We start from the raw sequence: 22,572 nt of genomic DNA, 5'->3' as shown, positions 1-22,572 counted from the left end.
CCTAATTGTTCAAAAAACTTAAATTATTTTATGTTATTGATGGCTTGATGCAGTTTGTATATTAAACTGTAGGGGTGTTTTAACAAAAGGTAATTTAAGTGCGAGAACTCACGTTAGCAAAAAAGTTATTATGGATAACTGTAGGGAGTACATTTTTAACAGTATTAGTACTTTCTGGGGTTTTATGGTGGCAAATGTCATCAAACAGCGAGGCGCTCGCTAAAGAGTCTGAAGATTATATCGTGGCTGAAGTTGAGCAAAAGCTTAACGCAAACGCGGCTGCTTACGGCGAAAAAATTGCCGGATTTATCAACGAAGCTTACCGAATTCCAAACTCATTAGCTGCAGTACTTGGTGATGCGGCTAATACTCAAACATTAAACCGCGACACGGTAGTGAGCATTAACCGCTCTATACTTGAAAAAAATCGGTTTTTATCGTCAATTTATTCGCAGTTTGAAGCCAATGCCTTTGATGGGCAAGACGCGCAATTTAAGCAAGGATATAAACACTCAGTTAATGGCGATGGCACGTTAGAAGTATATATAACGCGTGATCAAAACGGCATAATTGAGCAGCAAAAAGTAGCTAACGCTGCCGATAAATACCTGACCTCGTTAAACGAATTTGGTATTCGTGAAGCGCATTGGTATTTATGCGCAAAAGATACACTTAAGCCCTGTACTATGGAACCTTACCTTTACGAAATACCTTCTGGCGATTCGGTTATGCTTACCTCTTTAACCGTACCTATTACTAAATCGGGCCGCTTTATTGGTTTAGCAGGCGTTGATTTAACGCTCCCTACGTTTCAGGGCTTAACCGAAAAACTTTCGAGCGAACTTTATAACGGCCAAGCAAAAGTAACACTTTTAAGTGATATAGGTTTAATTGTAGGCAGCAGTCACTACAAATCTAAATTAGGCCGCCCATTTAAAGAGGCAGTTAGTAGTAACACTTACAGTGAGCTGGTTAAATTTAAAGGGCAACATGGCCTTTTTAAAACACCTAGCGAGTATTTAGTTAACTCCCCAATTAATATTAAGCTGGCTAACACTCAGTGGAGCCTACTTATTGAAGTGCCAAGTAATTTAGCGCTAGAGGGGCCTAATGCCTTAGCTAAAAACATGAGTGACTCGGCCAATCAGCTCGGTGTTGTTATTTTAATAACCGGTGCTGTTATTGCTTTAATTGCTTTTATTATTATGAAAGTAGTAGTAGGCACTGTGGTTGCACCTCTTGAGCAAATTCAACAACGTGTAGATAACCTTGCCAGCTCAGAAGGTGACTTAACTCATACACTCCATGTAGATACCCACGCAGAGCTGATTGCGCTTGCCGGTGGTTTTAATGCCTTTTTAGCTAAGTTACGTGGCTTAATTGCAGAGCTTAAAGATGTATCGTCGCAAACAAAACAGCAAGGCGAAATAGCACAACATATTGCTATTGATACAAAACATAATGTGCAATCGCAGTTTCAAGAAATTGAAAGCGTAGTAACCGCTATGAATGAAATGAGCGCCACCGCACTTGAAGTTGCTAGAGCCTCTGAGCAATCTGCTCAACAAGCGGATGAAATAAATGGTTTAGTGGTTAGCAGTGAGTCGAGCTTGTCATCGGCTATGAGCCAAGTGAAGACCATGTCTGAAGAAATAAAAGAAGCCAACCAAGCGGTTGAAAAAGTGGCTTCGCGTAGTAAAGATATTACGCAAATTTTAGATGTGATCAGAACCATTTCAGAGCAAACCAACTTACTTGCACTTAATGCCGCCATTGAGGCAGCACGCGCTGGCGAGCACGGCAGAGGCTTTGCGGTAGTTGCCGATGAAGTACGTGCACTGGCGTCTAAAACACGCTCATCTACCGATGATATTAGCCAACTTATAGATAGCTTATTGTTAGAAGTAGGTAATGCATCAACCGTAATTGAAAAAGGCGTAGTACGCGCGCAAAGCGCAGTAGACGAAACCTCAGTGGCGTTTGACGCGCTGCACAGTGTGGTAGTAAAAGTAGATGAAATTACTAATCAAATTACCCACATTGCCACCGCAGCCGAGGAGCAAAGCTTAGTAACCGAAGAGATAAATCGTAACCTTACGCTTATTTCTGATGCTGCATCACAACTTGCTGATTTATCTACCCAAGCTGGCGATAGCAGTGAAGCGCTTAATGCACTGGTAGCGCAGCAAGATAGCGAGCTTAATAAACTTAAAACGTAAGTAAAGCTCAACCCTAGCAAATATAAAAAGCGGCTAATTCACACGAATTAGCCGCTTTTTTTAGTTGAGACTTTTTAGAAGTTAGTAATGCGAAACGTTATAGCTTTTTGATCAAGGCAAACATTTGATTGATCATTGGCTGCGCTAATTGCTCAACCCCTGGGCGGTTAAAATAGCCACGCAGCCCAGTAAACTGCACCTGAAAAAACTGCGCGTATTCAAGCGCGGTAAGGTTGCTGCTTAGCTCATTATTTTTAATGGCTTGAGCAAACAAGGTGGTTAAGTAGGCTTCAAACTTTGCCGATAGATCTAGGCTTAGCTCGTATAACGAGGCGTCTTTTTCTGCAAATTCGCTGTTTGCTTTTACCAACATACAAATAGCACTTGGGCTACAGTCTTTGGTTTTAATAATTACGTTTTCTACAAACGCACGCAAACCACCTAAAACAGAGTCAGAACTTGCTAAAAACCCATCAATTTGGCTTTTCATTTGTACTGTGTAGTCTTTTAAAGACTCGCTGTATAGGCCTTCTTTAGAGCCAAACGCTGCATATATACTGCCTGGGCGCATGTTAATGGCTTCTTGTAAATCGCGGGTTGAGGTGGCGTTAAACCCCTTTTCCCAAAACAATTGGCTTGCAACGCGAATTACATTATCGCGCTCAAATTTAACTTTGTTTGCCATTTTATTCTCAACTATTTTGAACGTATGCTCAATTTTAACTTGAACAGTCGCTCAAAATCAAATAGTATGTGTCTCGAAGTTACTTAACCTGACACCAGGTTACTCAAACACATTAATTTATTGGAGCAGAACATGGCAGAATTTACGTTATATACCCAAGACAACGCACCAGAAGAGTCAAAATCGCTTATGGCTGATTCAGTAGCAGCATTTGGCATGTTGCCTAACCTTCATGCCGTAATGGCAGAAGCGCCTACGCTACTTAAAGGTTACCAAGTACTGCATGAGTTATTTCAAAACACCTCGTTTAACGCAGAAGAGCTAACTGTGGTATGGCAAACAATTAATGTTGAGCACGAGTGTCATTACTGTGTACCAGCACACAGCGCAATTGCCGCTTCAATGAATGTAGACCAAGATATTGTTGATGCCCTAGTAAACAAAACACCACTTGCAGATGCAAAACTTGAAACACTACGTGAAACCACACTTGCAATGACACGCGATCGCGGCGTAATTAGCGATCAGCAAATTGAAAAGTTTTTTGCAGCAGGTTACGGTAAACAGCAACTACTAGAAATTGTTGTAGGCTTATCGCAAAAAGTAATGAGCAACTACACTAACCACCTTGCTGATACACCAGTTGACGAACCATTTAAAAAGTTTGCTAAATAATAGCGGTTTTATAAATAACAAAGGCAGCTTAGGCTGCCTTTTTGTATTGTAAGCGAATGGCCATTATTTAAATTTAACGGCTTTAGTGCTGCGTGTATAAGTACGCTGCTCGGGCTTAGTCCACTCACCCTTTTTTAAATAAGAAGTTGAAACTACAAACGTATCGTTTTTTAGCTCGCTGATCGAGCGCACTTTAGTAATACCTTCTTTACTGCCTGTTACCTCTTCATACGCTACAAATTGGGTAGGGCTGAGCACTTTCATGGTGCCTTTTGTGTAAAAACCTGCGGTAGTAAAATAGTAAAACACCAATGACTCTTTTTTACTGTCGTAAAAAATCATTGATTCCCCACCATACTCACCTTCATTAATAGAGTGCTTGGTATGTATAGCTTTACCATTTAATGCGCGCTCCCAGTGGCCAACATCTTGTACAGGTTTTGCACCTTTAGGTACGTCAAAATCGGCCTGCCATGTACCTAAATAAGGTTTAAATACAGCGAGTTCTTTATCAAGGTTACTTGGGGTATCAGCGGCGTAGCTATTAAAGGCGTATAAGCATAATACTAAAAATAGGGCTTTAAAGTATGTCATAATTTGGCTCTTATTATTTTGGTTTAACTCTTTTTAGTATAGGCGATCATGAATTGATAAAGAAAACATTAATCACCTTTGCACTGCTTTTTTTGGTCGCAGTATGGCAAGCTCATTGGCTTTATAATATGAGCATTTATATACCAAGCTACTTTACAGGTTTAAGCTTTTTTACTTTTATAATGTACGCATGGGATAAACGACAAGCTAAACAATCAGCGCATAAAAAAGTAAACCGCACACCCGAGCGCACGCTTCAGTTACTGTCGTTACTAGGCGGTTGGCCCGGCGCACTCATTGCACAGCAATGGCTTAGGCATAAATCGCAAAAACGTCGTTTTATAGTGGTGTTATGGCTATGTATTATTTTAAATGTAGCGAGCATACTGTCGGTATTTTTTCTGGTAGGCTAAAAATATAAACACAAAAAGGACTTTTATGACTAGTTCAAGGTTAGCAGGTGTCACTTTAACGCTTATTTTATTTTTACTATTTCCGATACAAGGATGCGCAGATATGTTTGGCTTTTTTAACAAACAAGATGTAACACTATCACTGCAAATAAAAGGCCGGCTAGTAAAAAATGGGGAGCCGCAGGCGGGTGTTAAAATTACCCGAGAGCTCATTTATGGTGATACCTACACAGATGAAGTAATAAGCGATAGTAATGGAAATTTTTACTTTAAAAGTAAAACTATACGCAGCTCTAATCCTTTAAATATGTTTTTTAATAGCTCCTTGCTACAGAGTATTTATATTGGAAATAAAAAAGATGAAGATTCAATACTTTGGGATACTTCAATACAGTTCACGCAAGAGCAAGCGCTACTTTCTGATATGCTAAATCACTTTGAATGCGAACTCAGTGAAGAGGCTGAAACTTACGATATACCGATAAAAGATACTGGCCAGTATTATACAGTTTATACGCGGTGTATACGCTAGGGATTAAGTTAGCTTTATAAAGCCACTAATGTTTATCTATCAGTGGCTTTATAGCAATTGTTAACGTTTTAACTGTGCTTCGCTTTGATTAAGCAAACGAATTATTGGGTTTCCTGCTAAAATTTTGTTTTTCAGTAAGTAACCTATAATTAAGCCTGCTATAAACCCACCAATATGTGCGCCATAATCAATTCCATCTGGGCCTGTTATTGCACCAAAAATATTAAACCCTAACCAAATCGCGAAAAACCACACCGCAGAAAGCTTTTTCTGGTAAATTACAAACATAAAAGTAAGGCTCGCATGCCTAAACCACATTAAGTACATACCAAATAAACCAGCAATTGCGCCACTTGCACCTACCCCAGGAATTGCCGACATAGGGCTTACTATGAAGCTAGCAAACGAGGCAAGTAATCCGCACACTAAATACCACATTAAAAAGCGCTTATGACCTAATACATCTTCTAGGTTATCGCCAACTATATGTAAAAAATACATATTGCCTACTAAGTGCATAATAGAGCCATGTAAAAATACACACGTTAAAATACTCCATAACTCTTTGCCTTGGCTTAAATCTGCGGGTGTCATCGCAAAATTATCAATAACATAATTAAAGGCATTTGGATTTGAAAAATACAGTGCAAAAATGAGTGTATTTAAAGCAATAAGGCTGCGGGTCACCCAGGGTGTTTTTTGTGGTTTTATATTATATTCAACTGGCATTTGCGTTAAAAATTGAAAAAGATAGGTTTTCCAACTTACTTTTTGATTGAGCTCACTTAAGCTGTTTTTTAATTCAGGGCTTTTTTCTACGCTTTCTAACTCGTCTCTATCAATCCATGTGCCATCACAATGTCTACATACATCAATTTCGGTATGATAGGCCTCGAGAAGATGAAAACGCTCTAAACTTTTACTACAATCTGGGCAATCAAGTTCTGAAACACCTAAAGATTCTCCAAAATGAGTTTCAAATTTATCACCTTCTGGCCCTTCATTTATTTCGCTGATCATCCTGTTAACTTCGTTTTTTTCAAACCATAAGCCACCGCATTCTCGGCAGATGTCAATTTCTTCACCTTGATATTGGGTTACTTCTAATGGATGATCTTTACAATGAGGGCAGCGTTTAGTTGGCATGTGTTAACTCCTTTAATGAGCCGACTGAAATATCGTTTTGTTGCAGCTCTTTTTTCAATTGTTCGGCACTATTTTTTAATCGAGGAAGGGTAGTCGTTTTTAGTTGTTCTGCTATTTTTTTAAGCTCACTTGCAGCATGCTTAGCTGAGGTTTTTCTGCTAACGGCTGCATTAATTAAAAACTCTGAACGAGAGTAAAAACGGCGTATTTGGGTCAACAGTTCGCTGGGAGTTTCAAGCGTTGTTGGCGAGTATTGCATTGTTTGCCATATGTATTTTTCAAGCGTTGGCTTAAAATATTCCATTTCAGATTTTGGCGGGCTTTTAGCTAAAAGCGCTGCATATTTACTCACACTTTTAACATTATCGGTTACTTCATCAAACAATGAGGTACGTAAATAATAGTTATCTTCCATTTTGCTAAAGTTATCAAATTTAAGTGCCTGTTCTAAACCGCTTTGAGCGGCTAAGTACACGCCAAAAATAGTAGAGATCACCATAAAAAATTGATTTAGCCAAAAGCCAGTACTTTTAAGCTCTTTGTTATCGACCGTTTTTAAGGCCTGTGCCAATTTTTGTGTTGTAGCTGGGTTTTTAGAGTTGTTATTGGGTGGAGCTGGGTTAGTAGGTTCCAACGCTATATCCTTATAATTGCTTCCTTTTTAGACATGATAGAGTACTTACATTGTAGCTAATTATCAATGCGACTTGGCGATAAATGTACCTTTAATGCTAACTAGATGAATTTAACAGCACAGCACCACTTTGGTTTTCGCCTAAGTGGTCGTTTTTGTTATAAATAGGGCACTTACTCATAGACAAACACCCACAGCCAATACAGCCATCTACGCGGTCGCGTAGGCGCTGCATATACGCTATGCGCTCATCAAGCTGTGCTTGCCATTGCTTTGAAAGGGCTGACCAGTCTTTTTGTGTGGGAGTGCGCTGCTCAGGTAATGTGGCCAAGGTGTGTTTAATTTCATCAAGTGTTATTCCCATGGCTTGTGCGGCTTTTATTACCGCTATACGGCGCAGCACATCTTTTTTATAGCGGCGTTGGTTGCCGCTATTTCGCCAACTACGTATGAGTCCTTTTGTTTCGTAAAAGTGTAGGGTTGATACTTTTACGCCGCTGCGCTTAGCGACATAACCTACGGTTAGGTTAGCCTCGGTTAGTTTTTTTTGATCTATTGGCATTGTTTTAAATTTCCGTTTGACCTCAATATAAGTTGAGGTTTTAAGCTTCTTTCAACATTAAAAAAGGAGCTAACTAAATGCAACAAAAACTTAAACGCAGCACTGTTATTATTTACTCAAGCGCACGTAAAAATGGTAATACGCAGGCACACGTTAACAGCTTTGCTGAGCAAAACGATGTAAGGATAATATGTTTAGATGATTATAAAATAGCGCCGTACTGTTATAACAAAAACTATAAAAGCGATGACTTTTACGCTGTATTTGAAGTACTATTAAAGTATGACCACTGGGTGTTTGCCTCACCCGTTTATTGGTACAGCACCACGGTACAAATGAAGTTATTTATTGATAGAATAACCGACTACATGGACGATGAAGCATTAAAACCAAAATTACGAACGCTGCGTAGTAAGCATTTTTCAGTGCTTTCTAATGCGTCATCAACTGAAGCGCCGGCGTGTTTTGTAGAGCAATTTAAAAATACGTTTAGTTATTTAGGTATGCAGTTTATTAATCATCACCATAAAAGTACCCAAAAGGTTGCTTAAATTGCAGCCTTTTTTTGGTTGTCTCTGGTAGTTTAGTAATACGCTTAAAAACACAGGATTGTTTTATGAAATATTTACTAGGGTTAGTGCTGCTTTTTAGCCCGTTTATTAATGCTAATGAGCAACCAATTAACGGGTTTGGTAATTATTATAATGTACCCGAGCATGACAAAATTAATAGCTCTACGGTATTTAAAATAGCATTTGATGTTGCCGATGGTGCTAAAAAAGGCGAGCAAAATAATTCAATAAATTCGTTAGCGCGTTTTATTAACATGCATGTAGCGCATGGTGTAAAGCCTGAAAACATTCAACTTGCATTAGTTGTGCACGGCAGCGCAAGCGTTGATGTGTTAGCTAACAGCGAATATAAAAAACGCTTTAGTGATGACAATAAAAACCAAGCGTTAATTGAGCAGCTACTTGCTAATAACACTCAGGTGTATGTGTGTGGGCAATCGGCAACTCACTTTAAAGTAACGCCTGAATTGCTCATTGATGGCGTAAAAATGTCGCTTTCTGCGATGACCGCGCACGCACAACTTCAACAACAAGGCTATACGCTTAACCCATTTTAATGACGCAAATAACAAAAAATATACTCTGCTTTGGCGACTCTAATACGTGGGGCTTAAACCCCGAAACAGGAAAGCGCTATGATGAAAATACCCGTTGGACGGCGCGGTTACAGCAACAGCTAGGCAGCGGCTTTAGCGTAATAGAGTCGGGGCAGCCAAACCGTACGCTTGTGAATAACCCGCCTTTTACGGGGGAGCTTAATGGTATTCGCTATTTAAAACCCGATTTGCAGCAACACGCTTTACACACGCTTATTATTGCACTTGGCACTAACGATTTAAAAAAGCGTTTTAACTTAGTCCCAGCAGATATAGCCACCGGCCTTACGCATTTTATTGGCTCTATTAAGCAATTTTACTCGCCTGCTAACTTACCAAACATAATTGTTATTGGTCCTTTATTTATTAACCCTCAGCATGGGTTAAGCCGTATTTATTTAAACTGTAATCAAAAGTTACAACCCTTAAACGCTCTCTTTAAACGTGTAGCACACGAGCACGCGCTTAATTACGTTGATATATCACACCTTAACGCCCCCCTAGGGAGCGATGGTATACATTTAAATAGCCAAGGCCATAAGCAGCTTAGCGATATACTCAGCCACCTAGTTTTGCAATTATAATGCAAACAAATCAATAAATTAAAAACGTAATTTGCTTTAATTATTTTACAAGCTTGATTGCTTTTATGCCCAGATATGCAATTATTATTGCACCTGACTCACACACAGCTTCTTTAAAAAGGTGTTATGAAACAATATCAACGTAGGTCTTTAATTGCAGTATTAAGCGGTGTCGTGGTTTTTATTATATGTGCTAGCACACTGATGTACTTTGCTGCACAAAAGCTAAGTAGGCAGTTAGCGCGAGATTCAAATTATATTGTTCAACACATAGATGCTGCCGCAACAGAACGTAGAAAAATTTTAACCCGCCTAAATAACGCAAACGCTAAACAATGTAATAACAATACATTGATAGAAATGCGCCGCGCGTTGTTTGATGCACAATACGTGATAGATATTGGCTTTTTTACAAATAATGAGCTGGTTTGCACCACCGGGGCAGGAAAGCTTGCAGCTACAATTACCGATAATCCTCCCGACTACATTCGAATTGATAAATACGATAATAAACCTGTGCGCGTAAGGTACGAACCACAATTGTATTTACTTTTGTTTAGTGGCCGTGCAATGGAAGCGATAATTGCAAGGCAAGGTAATTACAATTTAATAGTCGATACGCGCGCTTTTAACGATAAAGTAATTGTATCGACCAAATGGGAAGTACTTTATAAAAACACGCGCGAGACGTTTCATTTAGCAGGGGCTAAAGGGGTTTATGAGCAGGTAAAAAATCACTCATTTTTACCTTATGAATCAATTATTAAATGCAGTACTAATAACCCCGAGTACTGCGCAGCCGTACAACTTCCGTGGAGCCAATTTTTTGCTGATAATCAATTTTTATTGATTATTTCGCTTATTTTAATTTCGTTAGCGGGTGTATCGAGTAGACTGTTAATTGACTATAGCTTAGCGGCTAGGCGCTCAACTATCACGCGTGTGCGCAAAGGCCTTAAAAAAGGCTCATTTTATTGGACCTACCAACCCATTATTTGTTTGCAAACGGGTAAAGTGGTTGGCTGTGAGGCGTTAGCCCGTTTTGAAGATAAATACGGGGTTTTATTTCCTGATCAATTTATTCCTATTATAAGAAAAACCAATTTAACGTGGCGCTTTACCCAAGCCATGATTGAAAAAGTACTTTATGAGCTAACCACCGTTGAGGCATTACCGCGCAATTTTAAAATTTCTATTAATATTTTTCCCTATGATGTAGAAACAGGCAATATTGCGCTTTTAAAAGACATACCTGCACTCACCGATTCGCGCTTTATTATTTGTTTAGAAATAACAGAAGACGAATACTTAGACTCAACAGTTGCCCATACCCACTTTAAAAGGCTGGTTGAGGCGGGCTTTAATTTATCGATAGATGATTTTGGTACGGGTTACTCTAACTTAAAAAATCTACAAAACTTGAGCTTTCATCAGCTTAAAATTGACCGCACTTTTGTACAAGATATAACAACACAAGGCTTAAAGGCATCAATGATCCCTAATATTATGGCGTTGGTACGTAAGTTTAACTACACCTGTGTAGCAGAAGGCATAGAAACAAATGAGCAAGAAGCCATACTAAAACAAGCTGGCGTACATTATGGCCAAGGCTGGAAATATGCCAAGCCCATGGCACTTCGAGAGTTTAAAGCGTATTTAAAATTGCAAACGGTTTAAACGTGTTTTACCTCATACACGTATTAGTATGATATTTATAACAGTGTAAGGTTTTAAAATGATTAAAATAATAGCCAGCGCATTTATGGTGTTAATGCTTAGTGCGTGCTCAGCTCAATACCCAAATCAGCAAATTACCGGTAAGCAGTTTCCTACCATTAGCGGCCAAAGCCTAGATGAGAAAAGCGTAACCATACCGAGTAATTTTAAAGCCGATAAAACCTTGTTACTCATTGGCTATAAACAAGATAGCCAATTTGACATAGACCGTTGGTTAATTGGCTTAGACATGACAGGGGTTACATTACCCACTTACGAACTGCCTACCATAGCAGGTATGGCCCCGCGTATGTTTAGTACATTTATAGACAGCGGTATGCGCAAGGGTATACCAAAAGAGCTGTGGGGCGGGGTAATCACTATTTATGAAGATGGTGACACTGTGCAAAAATTTACAGGTAATAAAAACCCAAACAATACTCGCGTTGTTTTAATAGATAGCAAAGGTAAAATTTTACATTTTTACGATAGGGGCTTTTCGGTAGAGGCGCTTAATAAACTAAACGAAAAAATAAAATAAAGGGAGCCAAGCTCCCTTTATTATTAAGAGTATTTAAAACGCATAACTTACACTAAAGCGCGTAGTGCGTGGCATAATATAGCGGCCATTTGGGGCATCGGCATTACGTGGGTCGCCCTCTGTTATACCTTGCTCATCCGTTAAGTTATCAATGGCCAGTTGTAGTTTTATGCCTTCCATAGGTTCTAAAATTAAACCTAAGTCGACTTTTTCGTAGCCATCAAGAGTAACCGTGTTTTCGTTGTTACCAAAGCGGTCATCAACAGCCGACAGTGTGCCATATAACGTGGCATACATACCTTGTAGCTCAAAGTCGTAGCTAGGTGTGATACGCACTTGCCACTTTGGCTGACGCTGAGATTCATTTCCTTCATTGGTTGGGCTTTGCGTTATTTCGGTTTCTTGTAGTGTGGTATTTAAATTAACCGAAAAACCCGACTGATGATTAAAGTTATAATCAAGCTCAACACCGTACGCTTCGTTTGTTAAAATTTCTGCAGGTACACCTGGGCGGCGTACAAATGTATCGCCCTTTACTTCGTTAACAAACAAGGTAGCGTAAAAGTCTGTAGAGTCAGAAATTAGCTTGTAGCCAAATTCGCCTTGGGTTACTTCTTTAATTAGCTTTTCGCCGCCTTCATAAGCGCTAAAGTTATCTCTAAAGTCGTCAAAGTAAGGCATTTTATAACCACGGTTTACGCGTGCAAATACACCCATGTCATCGTTTATTGAATAGTTAATCCCCGTTGTCCACGATGTTTTACTTTCATCATAGTTAACTGTTTTGGTAATAATTCCATCAAGGTCTTCATCAACACTGTATTCTACTTCATGACTTTCGTGGCGCACGCCTGCATCTAATGTAAAGTCGTCGGCAAATTTGTATTGAGCTGTTACATAAAACGCATTGGTGCGCGCATCACCTGTTGAGCTAATATCGTAGTTAAAATCGCAGCCATCAGTGCTTTGATTACACTCAATGCCAGTTAGCGACTCGCCGCCGGCTTCTAGTACGTGGTAAGCCGTATTACCTAAACTCCACCAATCGTTTGCCGATGTACTAGCTGTGTAGTAACCAAACGTGGCTGATAAATTATCAAATTGCTTTGAAAACGCTAAATCGTTTGTAAATGAGCTAATTTCTTTTAAAACAACCCAGCGGCCAAGTTGTTGTATTGGGGTGTCGCTTGCGTACTCAGTATTGGTTACTGCACCAAATGCGGTTTGCCCATTATCGGCAACTGCACCAACCGTGGTTGCTGAGCCACTTGGCACCAACCCGTATGTATTGGCATCCCCTTTAGTTATATTAAAGCGGTCAGAAAATTGCCAACCATTATCAAGCTCTAGTTTAATGCTACCGCCTGTTACATGGCCGTCCCAGCCTCGGCCATCCCCTAAGTCAATATCGTGTGCTTGTGCATCGGGGCCGGTAAAAATGGTTGCTTGGCGGTTTAACGTGCCAAGTTGGGTATATTCTGCGTCAATCCCTTCAATATTAAGTGGGGTAGGTAAGTACCATGCACCATGGTCATCTGTTTGACGGGTATAAAAGTTAAGCTCGCCGTTATCTAAATCTTTAGTGATATTAATGGTAAATTGGCTGCCTTTCTCAGAGGTAAAACCTGCATCACGAATACCCGGAGAGCTTTTTACATAGCCGCCAACCATAAAGTATAAATCGTCAGTAATTTCACCACTAATAACAGCATCTACTCGTTGTAGGTCGTAATCAGATGTTGTGTATTTAAATAAGCCTTCGGTGTCTTCACCACCGCGCTTTAGCCTAAAGTTAGTTGTTAAACCCGGTTGGCCGTTTGATAAAACAGGGTTCGGCCCACCGCGTAAAGCCTCCATGGTCTCAATCGTTTCATCAATTCTAAAAAGTGAAGAGTTTTCTAAAAACGATAATGTAGGGGCTGGGTAAACGGGTGACCCTTCAATACTTAGGGTTAAAAATGGGGCGTCACCGCCGCCAGGAAAACCACGTACAAATACATTGGCACCAGATTCACCCCCTGAGCTTTCTACCCAAACCCCAGGTACGGCTTTAAACAGATCGGCAGTGCTTTTAGGTGAAAGTTTAATAATTTGCTGGCTATCAATATTTGTAACAGCGTAGCCTGCATCTATTTTTCTGATGCCGACCCCGGTAGGTGTGCCCGAAACAACAATTCGCTCTACCTTGGTTTCTTGTGCTTGCTCTTGTGCAAAGGTTGCGTGTGAGCTCAAGGCTAAAGTTATAGCGCACGCTAATGTACTTTTTGCTTTATTGAATGTCATGTGTGATCCCGTTTTTAGTGTGTTAAACAGTGTGTTTTTTACTGCGCTGTATACAAAGTTTTTATGTAAACAGGCTGTATATGATGAAACCTTAAAGATTAATGCAAACGTTTGCAATATTTATTTGTAAATTATTTATGAATTATATTTGTAGAAATATTGAGCGTAAAAGCCTAGGTATGGCTTTTTTAGCCTGTGAGGCAAGCCAGAAAAAATTAATAATGCTATATTGTCAGCTAGTTACATTAAACATTAGTTAATACAACGCGGCTCAGGGTTTTCATGGATAACAAAAAAATAAAATTAGCTGATTTAGCAAAGCTGGCAGGGGTGTCTACCTCTACGGTTTCGCGTGCTTTAAATGACAACCCGTTAATAAAACAAGAAACACGCGATAAATTAAAACAACTCGCTAAAGAGCATAATTTTAGTTTAAACACCGCTGCAAGCCGCTTGCGAACGCAAAAAACAAATGTTGTTGCTGTTATCATTAACTTAGATGAACAAACCGAACAATCGATTAGCGATCCATTTTTACTTAAAGTGGTTAGCGAAATTAATCTTGCACTTAATCAACAAGGGCTAGAGCTTTTATTGTCTAATTCAATAATGGCACAGCACGATTGGGCCAATTATTTTATTAATGGTCGAAGGGCCGATGGTATTATTGTGGTTGGGCAGGGTAAAGATCAGCGCAATATAGAGGCGGCTGCTAAAGCGGGGATCCCTTTGGTGGTGTGGGGAGACCCTAAAACACCCAGTAACTACCCTATTGTAGGCAGTGATAACTACCTAGGTGGAATGCAAGCCACTGCGCACTTAATCGAACACGGTGCAAAAAATATTTTATTTTTAGGCGACCCAGAGCACGGTGAAATTAGCGAAAGACACCGCGGTTATGTGGCTGCGCTATCTACGCATAAACTAGAGCAGCACGTTGTTTCTATTGATATTACTAGTAGTTCGGCGTATCAAGAAATTAATAGTCTATTACGCGAAAAAGGGCTCTACTTTGATGCAATAATGGCTTGTAGCGACATGGTTGCCTTAGGTGCAATGAAGGCGTTAAAAGAGCGCTATGTCAGTATCCCTAACGATGTTGCATTGGTGGGCTTTGACGATATAGCAATGGCAGATATTAGCCATCCGTCGCTTTCAACAATTAAACAAAATACTCAATTAGCGGCTGAACTTTTAGTTAAAAAGCTTATGCAACAATTTATGGGTCAAAAAGTTGAATCTCAAGTTATTGATATAGAATTAATAACTCGCCAATCGAGTAAACGCTGATTTATGAATGGTAGATACAAATTTTAAAACTTAAAATGCAAACGATTGCATTGATTTTTATTCTACACTAAACTCAACATTCACTGACACAAACACACACGCTAATTACCCAAAGGTGTTAGCTTTAATCATTATGGCGCACTGCGTTATAAGTAAGGCAAGCTATGAGTAAAACAAAAATCACACTAGCAATTGCTGCAAGCTATTTTATTTTCGCAATATTATTAAATAGCGTAGGAACAGTCATTTTGCAGGCAATAAATACACTGGGCGTTAGCAAAACTGAGGCGTCTGTTTTGGAAGGGTTTAAAGACTTATCAATTGCGATAATGTCTTTTGTTGTTGCCTCGTTCATTCCTAGGTTAGGGTATAAGCTCGCAATGTTAGGGGCTTTAGCGGTCGTTGCATTAGCGTGCTTAAGCACCGCACTGATCAGCGAATTTTATATGTTTAAAGTGCTATTTGCAGTGATAGGCTGTGGCTTTGCGGTAGTAAAAGTTTCTGTTTATTCGATTATTGGCCAAGTAACCGAAGATGCTAATAGTCACTCGTCACTTTTAAACACCATCGAAGGCATTTTTATGGTGGGTGTATTAAGTGGTTATTGGATTTTTACCGCCTTTATAGACCCAAGCCAAAACAATGCGTGGCTCAATGTTTATTACGCGTTGGCTGCGCTTACTTTAATTGTATTACTAAGTGTTGTTATTGCACCGATTGCGCCTGCAATTGATAAAAATAAAACTGACTCTAGTTTGAGTGACTTTATAGCCATGCTTAAATTAACGTATCAGCCCTTGGTGCTTATTTTTATTATAAGTGCATTTTTATATGTCCTTATTGAACAAGGCGTAGGTACTTGGCTGCCAACCTTTAATAACCAAGTTTTGCAATTGCCTGTGGCTATAAGTATTCAGTTAGCGAGTATTTTTGCAGCGGCGTTAGCGTTTGGTCGTTTAGTTGCGGGGCAGGTGCTTAAGCACATTAATTGGTTTTTTGTACTGTGCGGATGCTTAGTCGCCATGGCATTACTTATTATTGTAACGTTACCCCTAACTGAAAACCTACCTAATACAGCAATCACTAGTCTATTTGATGCACCACTGGCTGCATTTGTTTTGCCCCTCATTGGTTTTTTTATGGCGCCAATTTATCCAGTGTTAAATTCGGTAATGCTCAGCGCGTTAGAAAAGCACCAGCATGCAGCCATGACAGGGTTAATCGTTGTGTTTTCAGCACTTGGAGGCACAACTGGTTCAATGATCACAGGCTACGTATTTGAGCATTTTAGCGGTCAGCACGCATTTTACCTGTCGTTAATTCCCATTAGCTTAATTTTTATAAGCGTGATTATTTTTAAACAGCGCACCCGCGCCATTTCTCAGCACGCTGCCAGCATATAATTGATTTAGGATTGTTATGAATTTTTTTGAGAGCCAGTTATTTAAAGATGTACAGATCCAACATATTTTTGATGACTGTAAAACATTTGCAGATGCAACTGCACGAACCAGCTGGCAAAGTGCGTGTAAACACTATGAGCAAGTAGCACCGCTTAATCAAGCCCAATTAAAAGAGTTTGTAAATGCTCACTTTATTACGACCCCCTTACTACGTATGCAAAGTGAGCCAGATACCGCAAGCGTTAAGCACTATATTAACTCTTTGTGGCATGGTTTGAGACGGGCGGCTGATAAACCTAAAGCCGATTCTTTATTAGCATTAAAGCATAGCTACATTGTGCCTGGTGGGCGTTTTCAGGAAATATACTACTGGGATAGCTACTTTACAGCGCTTGGCTTAATTGATGCTAATAAACCTGAAATTGTTGAAGATATGCTGCAAAACTTTATCGACCTTATAAACGATTATGGGTGTATTCCAAATGGCAACCGCAGTTACTACTTATCGCGTTCACAGCCACCTATTTTAGCGCTTATGGTTGAATTACTATGGCAGCACGAACACAGCAAAACCAATAATGTAGCGTGGCTTGAAAAATGTGTTGATGCGCTTGAAAAAGAGTATGCGTTTTGGATGCAAGGCGCAGAAGAGCTTACTAACGAGAAAACGGCACTAAGGCGAGTTGTAAAAATGCCATGCGGTGGCAAGTTAAATCGTTATTGGGACGATGAAGCAGCCCCTAGGGCAGAATCCCTTAGAGAAGATCTGGCACTCGCAGAGGGCTTAGCTGAGCATAAAAAGCCTGACTTTTATCGACATATACGCGCAGCGTGTGAATCTGGCTGGGACTTTAGTTCTCGCTGGCTAGCTGAGCCTAGTTCACTTAGCTCTATACAAACGACCGATATAATACCCATTGATCTTAATTGTTTGCTTTATAACCTAGAAAAACAGCTTAGTAAGTTTAATAAGTTGCTAGGTAATAACCAACAAGCCGATTTATTTAGCGACTACGCAGCAGCTCGCCGCACACTGATTAATAAATACATGTGGAGTGAGCAACAACACTTTTTTGTTGATTATAATCATCATAAAGCGAGTCAATCTAAGGTGTTAAGCGCTGCCGCAAGTACTGCATTATTTTTTAACTTAGCGTCTGAGCAACAAGCTCAACATATTGCCGAGCGACTAAGCCGCGACTTTTTAAAGGCCGGCGGCATAGTTACTACCGTTACCTCTACATCACAGCAATGGGATAGCCCTAATGGGTGGGCTCCGCTGCAGTGGTTTGCTGTAAAAGGGCTTAATAATTACGGTTTTAGTGATCTTAGTAAACGTATAATGCAAAACTGGCTAACAATGGTAGAAAGCGACTTTTCTGTTAATCAGTGCCTACTAGAAAAATACAATGTGTGCGTGCCTCAATTAAAAGCAGGGGGCGGAGAATACGTAGTACAACAAGGTTTTGGCTGGACTAACGGAGTTACCTCACGCTTTTATACGTTATGTGAGGACTGATCAGAGCAGTATTTTATATGAAAATAATTCATTCATTATCATTAAGTTATTGTAACTATTAACTAAATATAATTGGTGATTGTTTTATGCCGTGTATAAATAATGCCCAGGTGCATTGTAAGTGATTAATAAATTCGGTAGTGTGGTGTAAACATTTCAAGGAAGAAATCTATGCTACAACCACACGCCGTTTTTGTAAAAACCACGTTTCAATCTTCTTTTCACTGTGAAAGCTACACAAATATATTAAAAACCATGCAAGCCATTTTTGGCGATATTAAAATGGACGACGTGATCCCTAAAAACGAGAAAAGGGACAAGTTTGATTTATTTTTAATTGATGGCGCTAAAAATAACTGGTTAGATTTGCTGCCTGCCGACTTAATTTGCCTCGCTAAAAAGCATAAAGTTGTCTTATTTAATGTAGAGCCCAATGCCGTGTGCGAAAAAAACCTACTGTTAAATCATTTTAATGGTGTGTTTTATAAATCAGATGCACCAGAAACTATTTTTAAAGGGCTAGTTAGAATAACCTCAGGCGAGTTATGGTTTACGCGAAAGGTTATATCAAAAGCGTTTTCAGATATTCTCTCGGTTGCCTCTTCGTTTAATAGCCTACAAGAAGACATTACCCTCAAAAAAGGGGATTACGCGCACCTTACTAAACGTGAAAAATCGGTTATTCACTTAATTGCTCAAGGGGCGAGCAATAACGCCATTGCCGATAAACTTAATATAAGTGACCACACCGTTAAAACGCATTTGTACAGTGCCTTTAAAAAAACCAATTCTCGTAACCGTGTTGAATTAGCAAATTGGGCTCAGCGTTACATATCGGTTTTATTACCTATGGCTAAGTAAACCACTACTCCTAAAGTGACCTTAAGCCCAGCACTGCTGGGCTTTTTTTGTTTTACGATAAACCTAATAAGCTCTTAGAGTTTAGTTTTAACGGCTCACATCTAGGCTTTTTTATACCAATGCGCATAATTAAGTAATCTATTTTGAGGATGGATAAACGTGTTGATAGCAAGGAATGAGAATTTTTTAACGCAGATAGCGACACGTTTAGCCCCTGAAAATGATTAAGTACTATTGCGGATTGGTATTATACGGATGAGTTTTAAGCCAGTGCTCGGCGATTTGCTCGCGCGTGGCAAACCACACTTGCTCATGCGATTTAGCATATTCTAAAAACCGTGCAAGGGCTTTAATGCGCCCAGGGCGGCCAATTAAGCGACAATGCAGCCCTATAGACATCATTTTAGGGGCGTTTTCACCTTGGGGGTCGCCTTCCTCGTATAGCGTATCGAATGCATCTTTTAAATAATTATAAAACTGATCGCCGGCATTAAAGCCTTGCACTGCAGCAAAGCGCATGTCGTTTACATCAAGCGTATAGGGCACTATTAGCTGTGGCTTACCTTCTTTAATACTGTAAAAGGGTAAGTCGTCGCTGTAATCGTCGGCATCATATAAAAACGAGCCATTTTCTAACACAAGGGCTGCTGTGTTAGGGCTTGTGCGCCCGGTGTACCAGCCTGTGGGCTTTTTACCGGTAAGCGTTTGAATGATTTCAATGGCTTTTTGCATGTGCTCGCGCTCGGTTTGTTTATCTATATGTTGATAATTAATCCAGCGCAGGCCGTGGCTTGCAATTTCGTGCCCAGCCTCAACAAAGGCTTTAGCTATATCGGGGTGGCGCTCAAGGGCCATTGCCACAGCAAAAATGGTGACCGGTATATCGTATTTTTTAAAGAGTTTAAGTAAGCGCCACACGCCTGCGCGCGAGCCATATTCGTAAATAGACTCCATGCTTATGTGGCGGTCTTCTACATGCGGGGCGCTGACTATTTCAGATAAAAATGTTTCGGCCGCTGCATCACCATGCAGTACACAGTTTTCACCGCCTTCTTCGTAATTTAACACTACTTGCACGGCTATACGGGCTTTATTAGGCCAATTGGCATGCGGAGTGTGTGCACCATAACCAATTAAATCGCGCGGGTAGTGTTTAAATTGCTCGCTCATGTTATTGCTCCTTTTTTACTGCGCTAAGCCAAGTGCCAAGCATTTCACGCTCTGCATCAGTCATTTTGGTCATGTTAGCCAATGGCATATCTTTGGTAATAACTGCGCGAGTATGAATAAGTGCACTGGCTTTTTTTACATCAGCAAGTGAGTCGAGCTTAAAGCCGAGCGGCGCGGTTTGAAAAAGCTTTGAGGTAGGGGTTTCACTGTGGCACTGTGTGCAGTGTTTATTAACAATATCCCACGCTTGTGCATCGCTTATACTTGCTTGTAGCTCATTATTCGCGTTTACAGAACTACTTGGCCACGGTGCAATGGCTAGCATTAACGCAAAAAACGCGGCAATACCGCTTATTAGTACTGAAGGCTTATTAACACCTTGGTGCTTTAAATTAAAAAAGTGGCGTATCCACATACCAATAATAAAAAAGCCGATAAGCACTAACCAACCAAACTCATGGCTATAGGTATACGAAAAATGGTTACTTAGCATAATAAAAATAACTGGTAGGGTGGCGTAGTTATTATGTACTGAGCACTGCTTTGCTTTTAAGCCCGGCGCTGAATCAGGAATGCGCCCAGCTTCTACTTCGCTTACCATGTAGCGCTGTGCAGGCATAATAATGTGATATACATTACCGGCCATACAGGTACCAATTAATGCACCAACATGAATGTACACCGCTCGGTCACTAAATAGCTGATCAACCCCATACGTCCATAACGCTAAAAAGCCTACACCTAGGGCAATAAATGCCTTGCCGTTTTCAACAAGCGGGCTTTTACACAATAACCGATAAACACCATAGCCTAAGCCTATAAAACCAAGTGATGCACCAATAGCTGCAAACTTACTGAGCTCACTTTTACTGGCATCGAGTAAATACACATCTGCGCCCACATAATATAACAGCGTAAATAACAGCGCGCCGCTGATCCAGGTTGTGTAGGCCTCCCATTTAAACCAATGTAGGGTAGAGGGCATTTGTTCTGGGCCATTTTGATACTTAGCCACTTCGTAAAAGCCGCCGCCATGAATAGCCCATAAATCGCCTTTTATGCCTTTATCTTGTTTCCATTGTGGCGGTGTTTGTAAGTTATTATCAAGCCACACAAAATAAAATGAGGCGCCAATCCACGCTATACCTGCTACCACGTGAAAGTATCTAAACACCAAATGAGCAAGCTCAAATAAATAGTTTTCCATCGGGTTATGCCTCTTCTAAATCGGGTGTGGGTGTGGCTGCAAACTGGGCTTGTTGGTCGCGTTTATACACGCTTTTACCCATAATGTAGGTTTGTTCAATACAGCGGTCGTCGCCTAGCATCATCATGGCAAAAAGCTGTTCGTGAAGGGTTTTGGCATGGCCAATTCTGAATTTTAAAAATGAGGTGGCCGCGTAATCCATTACAATAAAGTCGGCCTCGCAGCCTTCATTAAAGTTACCTATGGTGCCCTCTAAATCAAGGGCACGTGCGCCGCCTAGGGTGGCTAAATAAAACCCTTTAAATGCTGAGAACTTTTGACCTTGTAACTGCTGAATTTTGTACGCTTCGTTACCCGTTTGTAGCATAGAAAAACTTGTTCCTGCGCCTACATCGGTACCCATACCCACATTTATTCCATGCTCTTCACATCTCTTTAAATTTAAAAGGCCCGAGCCTAAAAACAAGTTAGAGGTTGGGCAGTGCGATATAGCTGCGTTGTTATCGGCAAGGCAGCACAGCTCGCGCTCAGATAAATGAATACTATGGGCAAATACCGAGCGTTTACGCACCATTTTAGCTTGCTCGTACACGCTTAAGTAATCATCAGCCTCTGGGAATAACCCTTTTACCCATTCGCACTCGTCTTTGTTTTCAGATAAGTGGGTATGCAGGTAGGTGTCGGGGTATTCTTCTAATAATTGAGTACATTTTTGTAGTTGCTCTGGGGTAGATGTGGGCGCAAAACGTGGCGTTACTGCATAGCTTAACCTATCAACATTATGCCATTTTTCTATCAGTGCTTTTGATTGTTCGTAACTGGTTTGCGCGCAATCTGATAAGTCATCTGGGCAGTTTCTGTCCATCATTACCTTACCGGCAATCATACGTAAATTACGTTTTTGAGATTCGTTAAAAAACGCATCCACCGATTGCGGGTGCACAGTCCCAAATACCAATGCGGTAGTGGTGCCATTACGCAGTAGCTCGTCTAAAAAGCGATTAGATATATCTTTTGAATAATGCTCACAGGTAAACTTTTTTTCAGTGGGGAAGGCGTATTCGGTGAGCCAACTTAAAAGCTGCTCGCCATACGCGCCGACCATTTCGGTTTGCGGCAAATGTATGTGCGTGTCTATCATGCCGGGCATTACTAATTTACCATCGTGGCGAATAATAGTGGCTGACTTATCAATGCTTGGCAGTATGTCTTGCTCGTAACCAAGGTTAACCACTTTGCCGTTTTGAATAACTAACGCGCCTTTTTCAAAATAGCGATGGGCGCTTTCGCCTGTTATGGCGGGGTCGTCAACAAAATCGAGTATGTTGGCACAAATTACGGTCATTTTATTATTGTTGTGGGTGCTCATA

At 40.3% G+C, this 22,572-nt stretch carries 21 protein-coding genes and 1 pseudogene; 13 read left to right on the top strand and 9 right to left on the bottom strand.

The features are described 5' to 3' along the window. The first annotated feature begins 98 nt into the window (after nucleotides 1-98). Nucleotides 99-2,219, top strand: a complete 2,121-nt coding sequence (locus tag AN390_RS17335) for a methyl-accepting chemotaxis protein (RefSeq protein ID WP_055255512.1) — start codon at nucleotides 99-101, stop codon at nucleotides 2,217-2,219. A 97-nt stretch (nucleotides 2,220-2,316) separates the two neighbouring features. Here AN390_RS17335 and AN390_RS17330 read toward each other — a convergent pair whose 3' ends face one another. Then, nucleotides 2,317-2,904 carry a TetR/AcrR family transcriptional regulator gene (locus tag AN390_RS17330; RefSeq protein ID WP_024032893.1) on the bottom strand — a complete coding sequence of 196 codons (588 nt, stop codon included), beginning with the start codon at nucleotides 2,902-2,904 and terminating at the stop codon, nucleotides 2,317-2,319. A 132-nt stretch (nucleotides 2,905-3,036) separates the two neighbouring features. On the opposite strand from AN390_RS17330, the gene AN390_RS17325 reads away from it, so the two are divergent. Continuing rightward, a complete protein-coding gene (locus AN390_RS17325; protein ID WP_029773647.1) occupies nucleotides 3,037-3,579 on the top strand; it encodes a carboxymuconolactone decarboxylase family protein in 543 nt (180 codons plus the stop codon). A gap of 63 nt (nucleotides 3,580-3,642) precedes the next feature. On the opposite strand, the gene AN390_RS17320 is transcribed toward AN390_RS17325, so the two are convergent. After that, nucleotides 3,643-4,173: a hypothetical protein gene (locus AN390_RS17320; RefSeq protein WP_055255511.1), complete on the bottom strand. Its 531-nt coding sequence runs from the start codon at nucleotides 4,171-4,173 to the stop codon at nucleotides 3,643-3,645. A 53-nt stretch (nucleotides 4,174-4,226) separates the two neighbouring features. Between AN390_RS17320 and AN390_RS17315 the strand changes: the two genes are divergently transcribed. Both AN390_RS17315 and AN390_RS17310 read left to right on the top strand, forming a co-directional pair. Continuing rightward, the gene (locus tag AN390_RS17315) at nucleotides 4,227-4,586 is read left to right on the top strand and encodes a DUF1294 domain-containing protein (RefSeq protein WP_055255510.1); all 360 of its coding nucleotides are present in this window, start codon (nucleotides 4,227-4,229) and stop codon (nucleotides 4,584-4,586) included. A gap of 25 nt (nucleotides 4,587-4,611) precedes the next feature. Beyond that, nucleotides 4,612-5,118: a transthyretin-like family protein gene (locus AN390_RS17310; protein ID WP_236695116.1), complete on the top strand. Its 507-nt coding sequence runs from the start codon at nucleotides 4,612-4,614 to the stop codon at nucleotides 5,116-5,118. A gap of 60 nt (nucleotides 5,119-5,178) precedes the next feature. Here AN390_RS17310 and AN390_RS17305 read toward each other — a convergent pair whose 3' ends face one another. The 3 genes from AN390_RS17305 to soxR form a co-directional block, all read right to left on the bottom strand. Next, nucleotides 5,179-6,264 (bottom strand): rhomboid family intramembrane serine protease, encoded by a 1,086-nt coding sequence (locus AN390_RS17305; RefSeq protein WP_055255509.1) that lies wholly within the window; start codon nucleotides 6,262-6,264, stop codon nucleotides 5,179-5,181. Further along, the gene (locus AN390_RS17300; RefSeq protein ID WP_055255508.1) at nucleotides 6,254-6,898 is read right to left on the bottom strand and encodes a hypothetical protein; all 645 of its coding nucleotides are present in this window, start codon (nucleotides 6,896-6,898) and stop codon (nucleotides 6,254-6,256) included. Before AN390_RS17300 ends, AN390_RS17305 begins: the two co-directional genes overlap by 11 nt. A gap of 97 nt (nucleotides 6,899-6,995) precedes the next feature. Continuing rightward, nucleotides 6,996-7,460: a redox-sensitive transcriptional activator SoxR gene (gene soxR, locus AN390_RS17295; protein ID WP_029773642.1), complete on the bottom strand. Its 465-nt coding sequence runs from the start codon at nucleotides 7,458-7,460 to the stop codon at nucleotides 6,996-6,998. Nucleotides 7,461-7,537: 77 nt separating this feature from the next. On the opposite strand from soxR, the gene AN390_RS17290 reads away from it, so the two are divergent. The 5 genes from AN390_RS17290 to AN390_RS17270 all read left to right on the top strand — a co-directional run bounded on the left by AN390_RS17290 (nucleotide 7,538) and on the right by AN390_RS17270 (nucleotide 11,469). Then, nucleotides 7,538-8,011, top strand: a complete 474-nt coding sequence (locus tag AN390_RS17290) for a flavodoxin family protein (protein WP_055255507.1) — start codon at nucleotides 7,538-7,540, stop codon at nucleotides 8,009-8,011. A gap of 65 nt (nucleotides 8,012-8,076) precedes the next feature. Next, on the top strand, nucleotides 8,077-8,589 hold the full coding sequence (locus AN390_RS17285; protein ID WP_055255506.1) for a DsrE family protein: 513 nt from the start codon (nucleotides 8,077-8,079) through the stop codon (nucleotides 8,587-8,589). After that, nucleotides 8,589-9,212 (top strand): GDSL-type esterase/lipase family protein, encoded by a 624-nt coding sequence (locus tag AN390_RS17280; protein WP_236695115.1) that lies wholly within the window; start codon nucleotides 8,589-8,591, stop codon nucleotides 9,210-9,212. Before AN390_RS17285 ends, AN390_RS17280 begins: the two co-directional genes overlap by 1 nt. A gap of 126 nt (nucleotides 9,213-9,338) precedes the next feature. After that, nucleotides 9,339-10,889 (top strand): EAL domain-containing protein, encoded by a 1,551-nt coding sequence (locus tag AN390_RS17275; protein WP_055255505.1) that lies wholly within the window; start codon nucleotides 9,339-9,341, stop codon nucleotides 10,887-10,889. Between the two features lie 58 nt (nucleotides 10,890-10,947). Then, entirely contained in the window at nucleotides 10,948-11,469 is a 522-nt protein-coding gene (locus AN390_RS17270; protein WP_054981684.1) for a hypothetical protein, read from the top strand. 33 nt (nucleotides 11,470-11,502) lie between these two features. On the opposite strand, the gene AN390_RS17265 is transcribed toward AN390_RS17270, so the two are convergent. Then, on the bottom strand, nucleotides 11,503-13,752 hold the full coding sequence (locus AN390_RS17265; RefSeq protein ID WP_055255504.1) for a TonB-dependent receptor: 2,250 nt from the start codon (nucleotides 13,750-13,752) through the stop codon (nucleotides 11,503-11,505). 279 nt (nucleotides 13,753-14,031) lie between these two features. Here AN390_RS17265 and AN390_RS17260 point away from each other — a divergent pair. The 4 genes and pseudogenes from AN390_RS17260 to AN390_RS17245 form a co-directional block, all read left to right on the top strand. Further along, a pseudogene (locus AN390_RS17260) lies at nucleotides 14,032-15,042 on the top strand (LacI family DNA-binding transcriptional regulator); the annotation flags it as partial. 164 nt (nucleotides 15,043-15,206) lie between these two features. Then, nucleotides 15,207-16,445 carry a sugar MFS transporter gene (locus AN390_RS17255; RefSeq protein WP_029773635.1) on the top strand — a complete coding sequence of 413 codons (1,239 nt, stop codon included), beginning with the start codon at nucleotides 15,207-15,209 and terminating at the stop codon, nucleotides 16,443-16,445. Between the two features lie 16 nt (nucleotides 16,446-16,461). Beyond that, on the top strand, nucleotides 16,462-17,964 hold the full coding sequence (locus AN390_RS17250; RefSeq protein WP_055255503.1) for a trehalase family glycosidase: 1,503 nt from the start codon (nucleotides 16,462-16,464) through the stop codon (nucleotides 17,962-17,964). Between the two features lie 171 nt (nucleotides 17,965-18,135). Continuing rightward, complete coding sequence (locus AN390_RS17245; protein ID WP_055255502.1) at nucleotides 18,136-18,825, top strand: response regulator transcription factor; 690 nt, start codon at nucleotides 18,136-18,138, stop codon at nucleotides 18,823-18,825. A gap of 231 nt (nucleotides 18,826-19,056) precedes the next feature. On the opposite strand, the gene puuE is transcribed toward AN390_RS17245, so the two are convergent. Genes puuE through guaD form a run of 3 tightly spaced genes read right to left on the bottom strand, consistent with a single transcriptional unit; the run spans nucleotide 19,057 to nucleotide 22,571 of the window. Continuing rightward, the gene (gene puuE / locus AN390_RS17240; RefSeq protein ID WP_055255501.1) at nucleotides 19,057-19,995 is read right to left on the bottom strand and encodes an allantoinase PuuE; all 939 of its coding nucleotides are present in this window, start codon (nucleotides 19,993-19,995) and stop codon (nucleotides 19,057-19,059) included. 1 nt (nucleotide 19,996) lies between these two features. Continuing rightward, nucleotides 19,997-21,202 (bottom strand): urate hydroxylase PuuD, encoded by a 1,206-nt coding sequence (locus AN390_RS17235; protein ID WP_055255500.1) that lies wholly within the window; start codon nucleotides 21,200-21,202, stop codon nucleotides 19,997-19,999. Between the two features lie 4 nt (nucleotides 21,203-21,206). Continuing rightward, nucleotides 21,207-22,571, bottom strand: a complete 1,365-nt coding sequence (gene guaD, locus AN390_RS17230; RefSeq protein WP_055255499.1) for a guanine deaminase — start codon at nucleotides 22,569-22,571, stop codon at nucleotides 21,207-21,209. Between the last annotated feature and the right edge of the window lies 1 nt (nucleotide 22,572).

It is taken from the genome of Pseudoalteromonas sp. P1-11 (assembly GCF_001399995.1).
GTDB classification, from domain to species: domain Bacteria; phylum Pseudomonadota; class Gammaproteobacteria; order Enterobacterales; family Alteromonadaceae; genus Pseudoalteromonas; species Pseudoalteromonas atlantica.
The sequence above is the reverse complement of the archived record's forward strand: the minus strand, read 5'-3'. Positions and strand labels throughout refer to the sequence as shown.

What these genes read in the sequence shown, in the direction of transcription:
- AN390_RS17330 (WP_024032893.1), bottom strand. Translation starts at nt 2,904, where the DNA reads ATGGCAAACAAAGTTAAATTTGAGCGCGATAATGTAATTCGCGTTGCA.
- AN390_RS17325 (WP_029773647.1), top strand. Translation starts at nt 3,037, where the DNA reads ATGGCAGAATTTACGTTATATACCCAAGACAACGCACCAGAAGAGTCA.
- AN390_RS17320 (WP_055255511.1), bottom strand. Translation starts at nt 4,173, where the DNA reads ATGACATACTTTAAAGCCCTATTTTTAGTATTATGCTTATACGCCTTT.
- AN390_RS17310 (WP_236695116.1), top strand. Translation starts at nt 4,612, where the DNA reads ATGACTAGTTCAAGGTTAGCAGGTGTCACTTTAACGCTTATTTTATTT.
- AN390_RS17305 (WP_055255509.1), bottom strand. Translation starts at nt 6,264, where the DNA reads ATGCCAACTAAACGCTGCCCTCATTGTAAAGATCATCCATTAGAAGTA.
- soxR (WP_029773642.1), bottom strand. Translation starts at nt 7,460, where the DNA reads ATGCCAATAGATCAAAAAAAACTAACCGAGGCTAACCTAACCGTAGGT.
- AN390_RS17290 (WP_055255507.1), top strand. Translation starts at nt 7,538, where the DNA reads ATGCAACAAAAACTTAAACGCAGCACTGTTATTATTTACTCAAGCGCA.
- AN390_RS17285 (WP_055255506.1), top strand. Translation starts at nt 8,077, where the DNA reads ATGAAATATTTACTAGGGTTAGTGCTGCTTTTTAGCCCGTTTATTAAT.
- AN390_RS17280 (WP_236695115.1), top strand. Translation starts at nt 8,589, where the DNA reads ATGACGCAAATAACAAAAAATATACTCTGCTTTGGCGACTCTAATACG.
- AN390_RS17275 (WP_055255505.1), top strand. Translation starts at nt 9,339, where the DNA reads ATGAAACAATATCAACGTAGGTCTTTAATTGCAGTATTAAGCGGTGTC.
- AN390_RS17270 (WP_054981684.1), top strand. Translation starts at nt 10,948, where the DNA reads ATGATTAAAATAATAGCCAGCGCATTTATGGTGTTAATGCTTAGTGCG.
- AN390_RS17265 (WP_055255504.1), bottom strand. Translation starts at nt 13,752, where the DNA reads ATGACATTCAATAAAGCAAAAAGTACATTAGCGTGCGCTATAACTTTA.
- AN390_RS17255 (WP_029773635.1), top strand. Translation starts at nt 15,207, where the DNA reads ATGAGTAAAACAAAAATCACACTAGCAATTGCTGCAAGCTATTTTATT.
- AN390_RS17250 (WP_055255503.1), top strand. Translation starts at nt 16,462, where the DNA reads ATGAATTTTTTTGAGAGCCAGTTATTTAAAGATGTACAGATCCAACAT.
- AN390_RS17245 (WP_055255502.1), top strand. Translation starts at nt 18,136, where the DNA reads ATGCTACAACCACACGCCGTTTTTGTAAAAACCACGTTTCAATCTTCT.
- puuE (WP_055255501.1), bottom strand. Translation starts at nt 19,995, where the DNA reads ATGAGCGAGCAATTTAAACACTACCCGCGCGATTTAATTGGTTATGGT.
- AN390_RS17235 (WP_055255500.1), bottom strand. Translation starts at nt 21,202, where the DNA reads ATGGAAAACTATTTATTTGAGCTTGCTCATTTGGTGTTTAGATACTTT.
- guaD (WP_055255499.1), bottom strand. Translation starts at nt 22,571, where the DNA reads ATGAGCACCCACAACAATAATAAAATGACCGTAATTTGTGCCAACATA.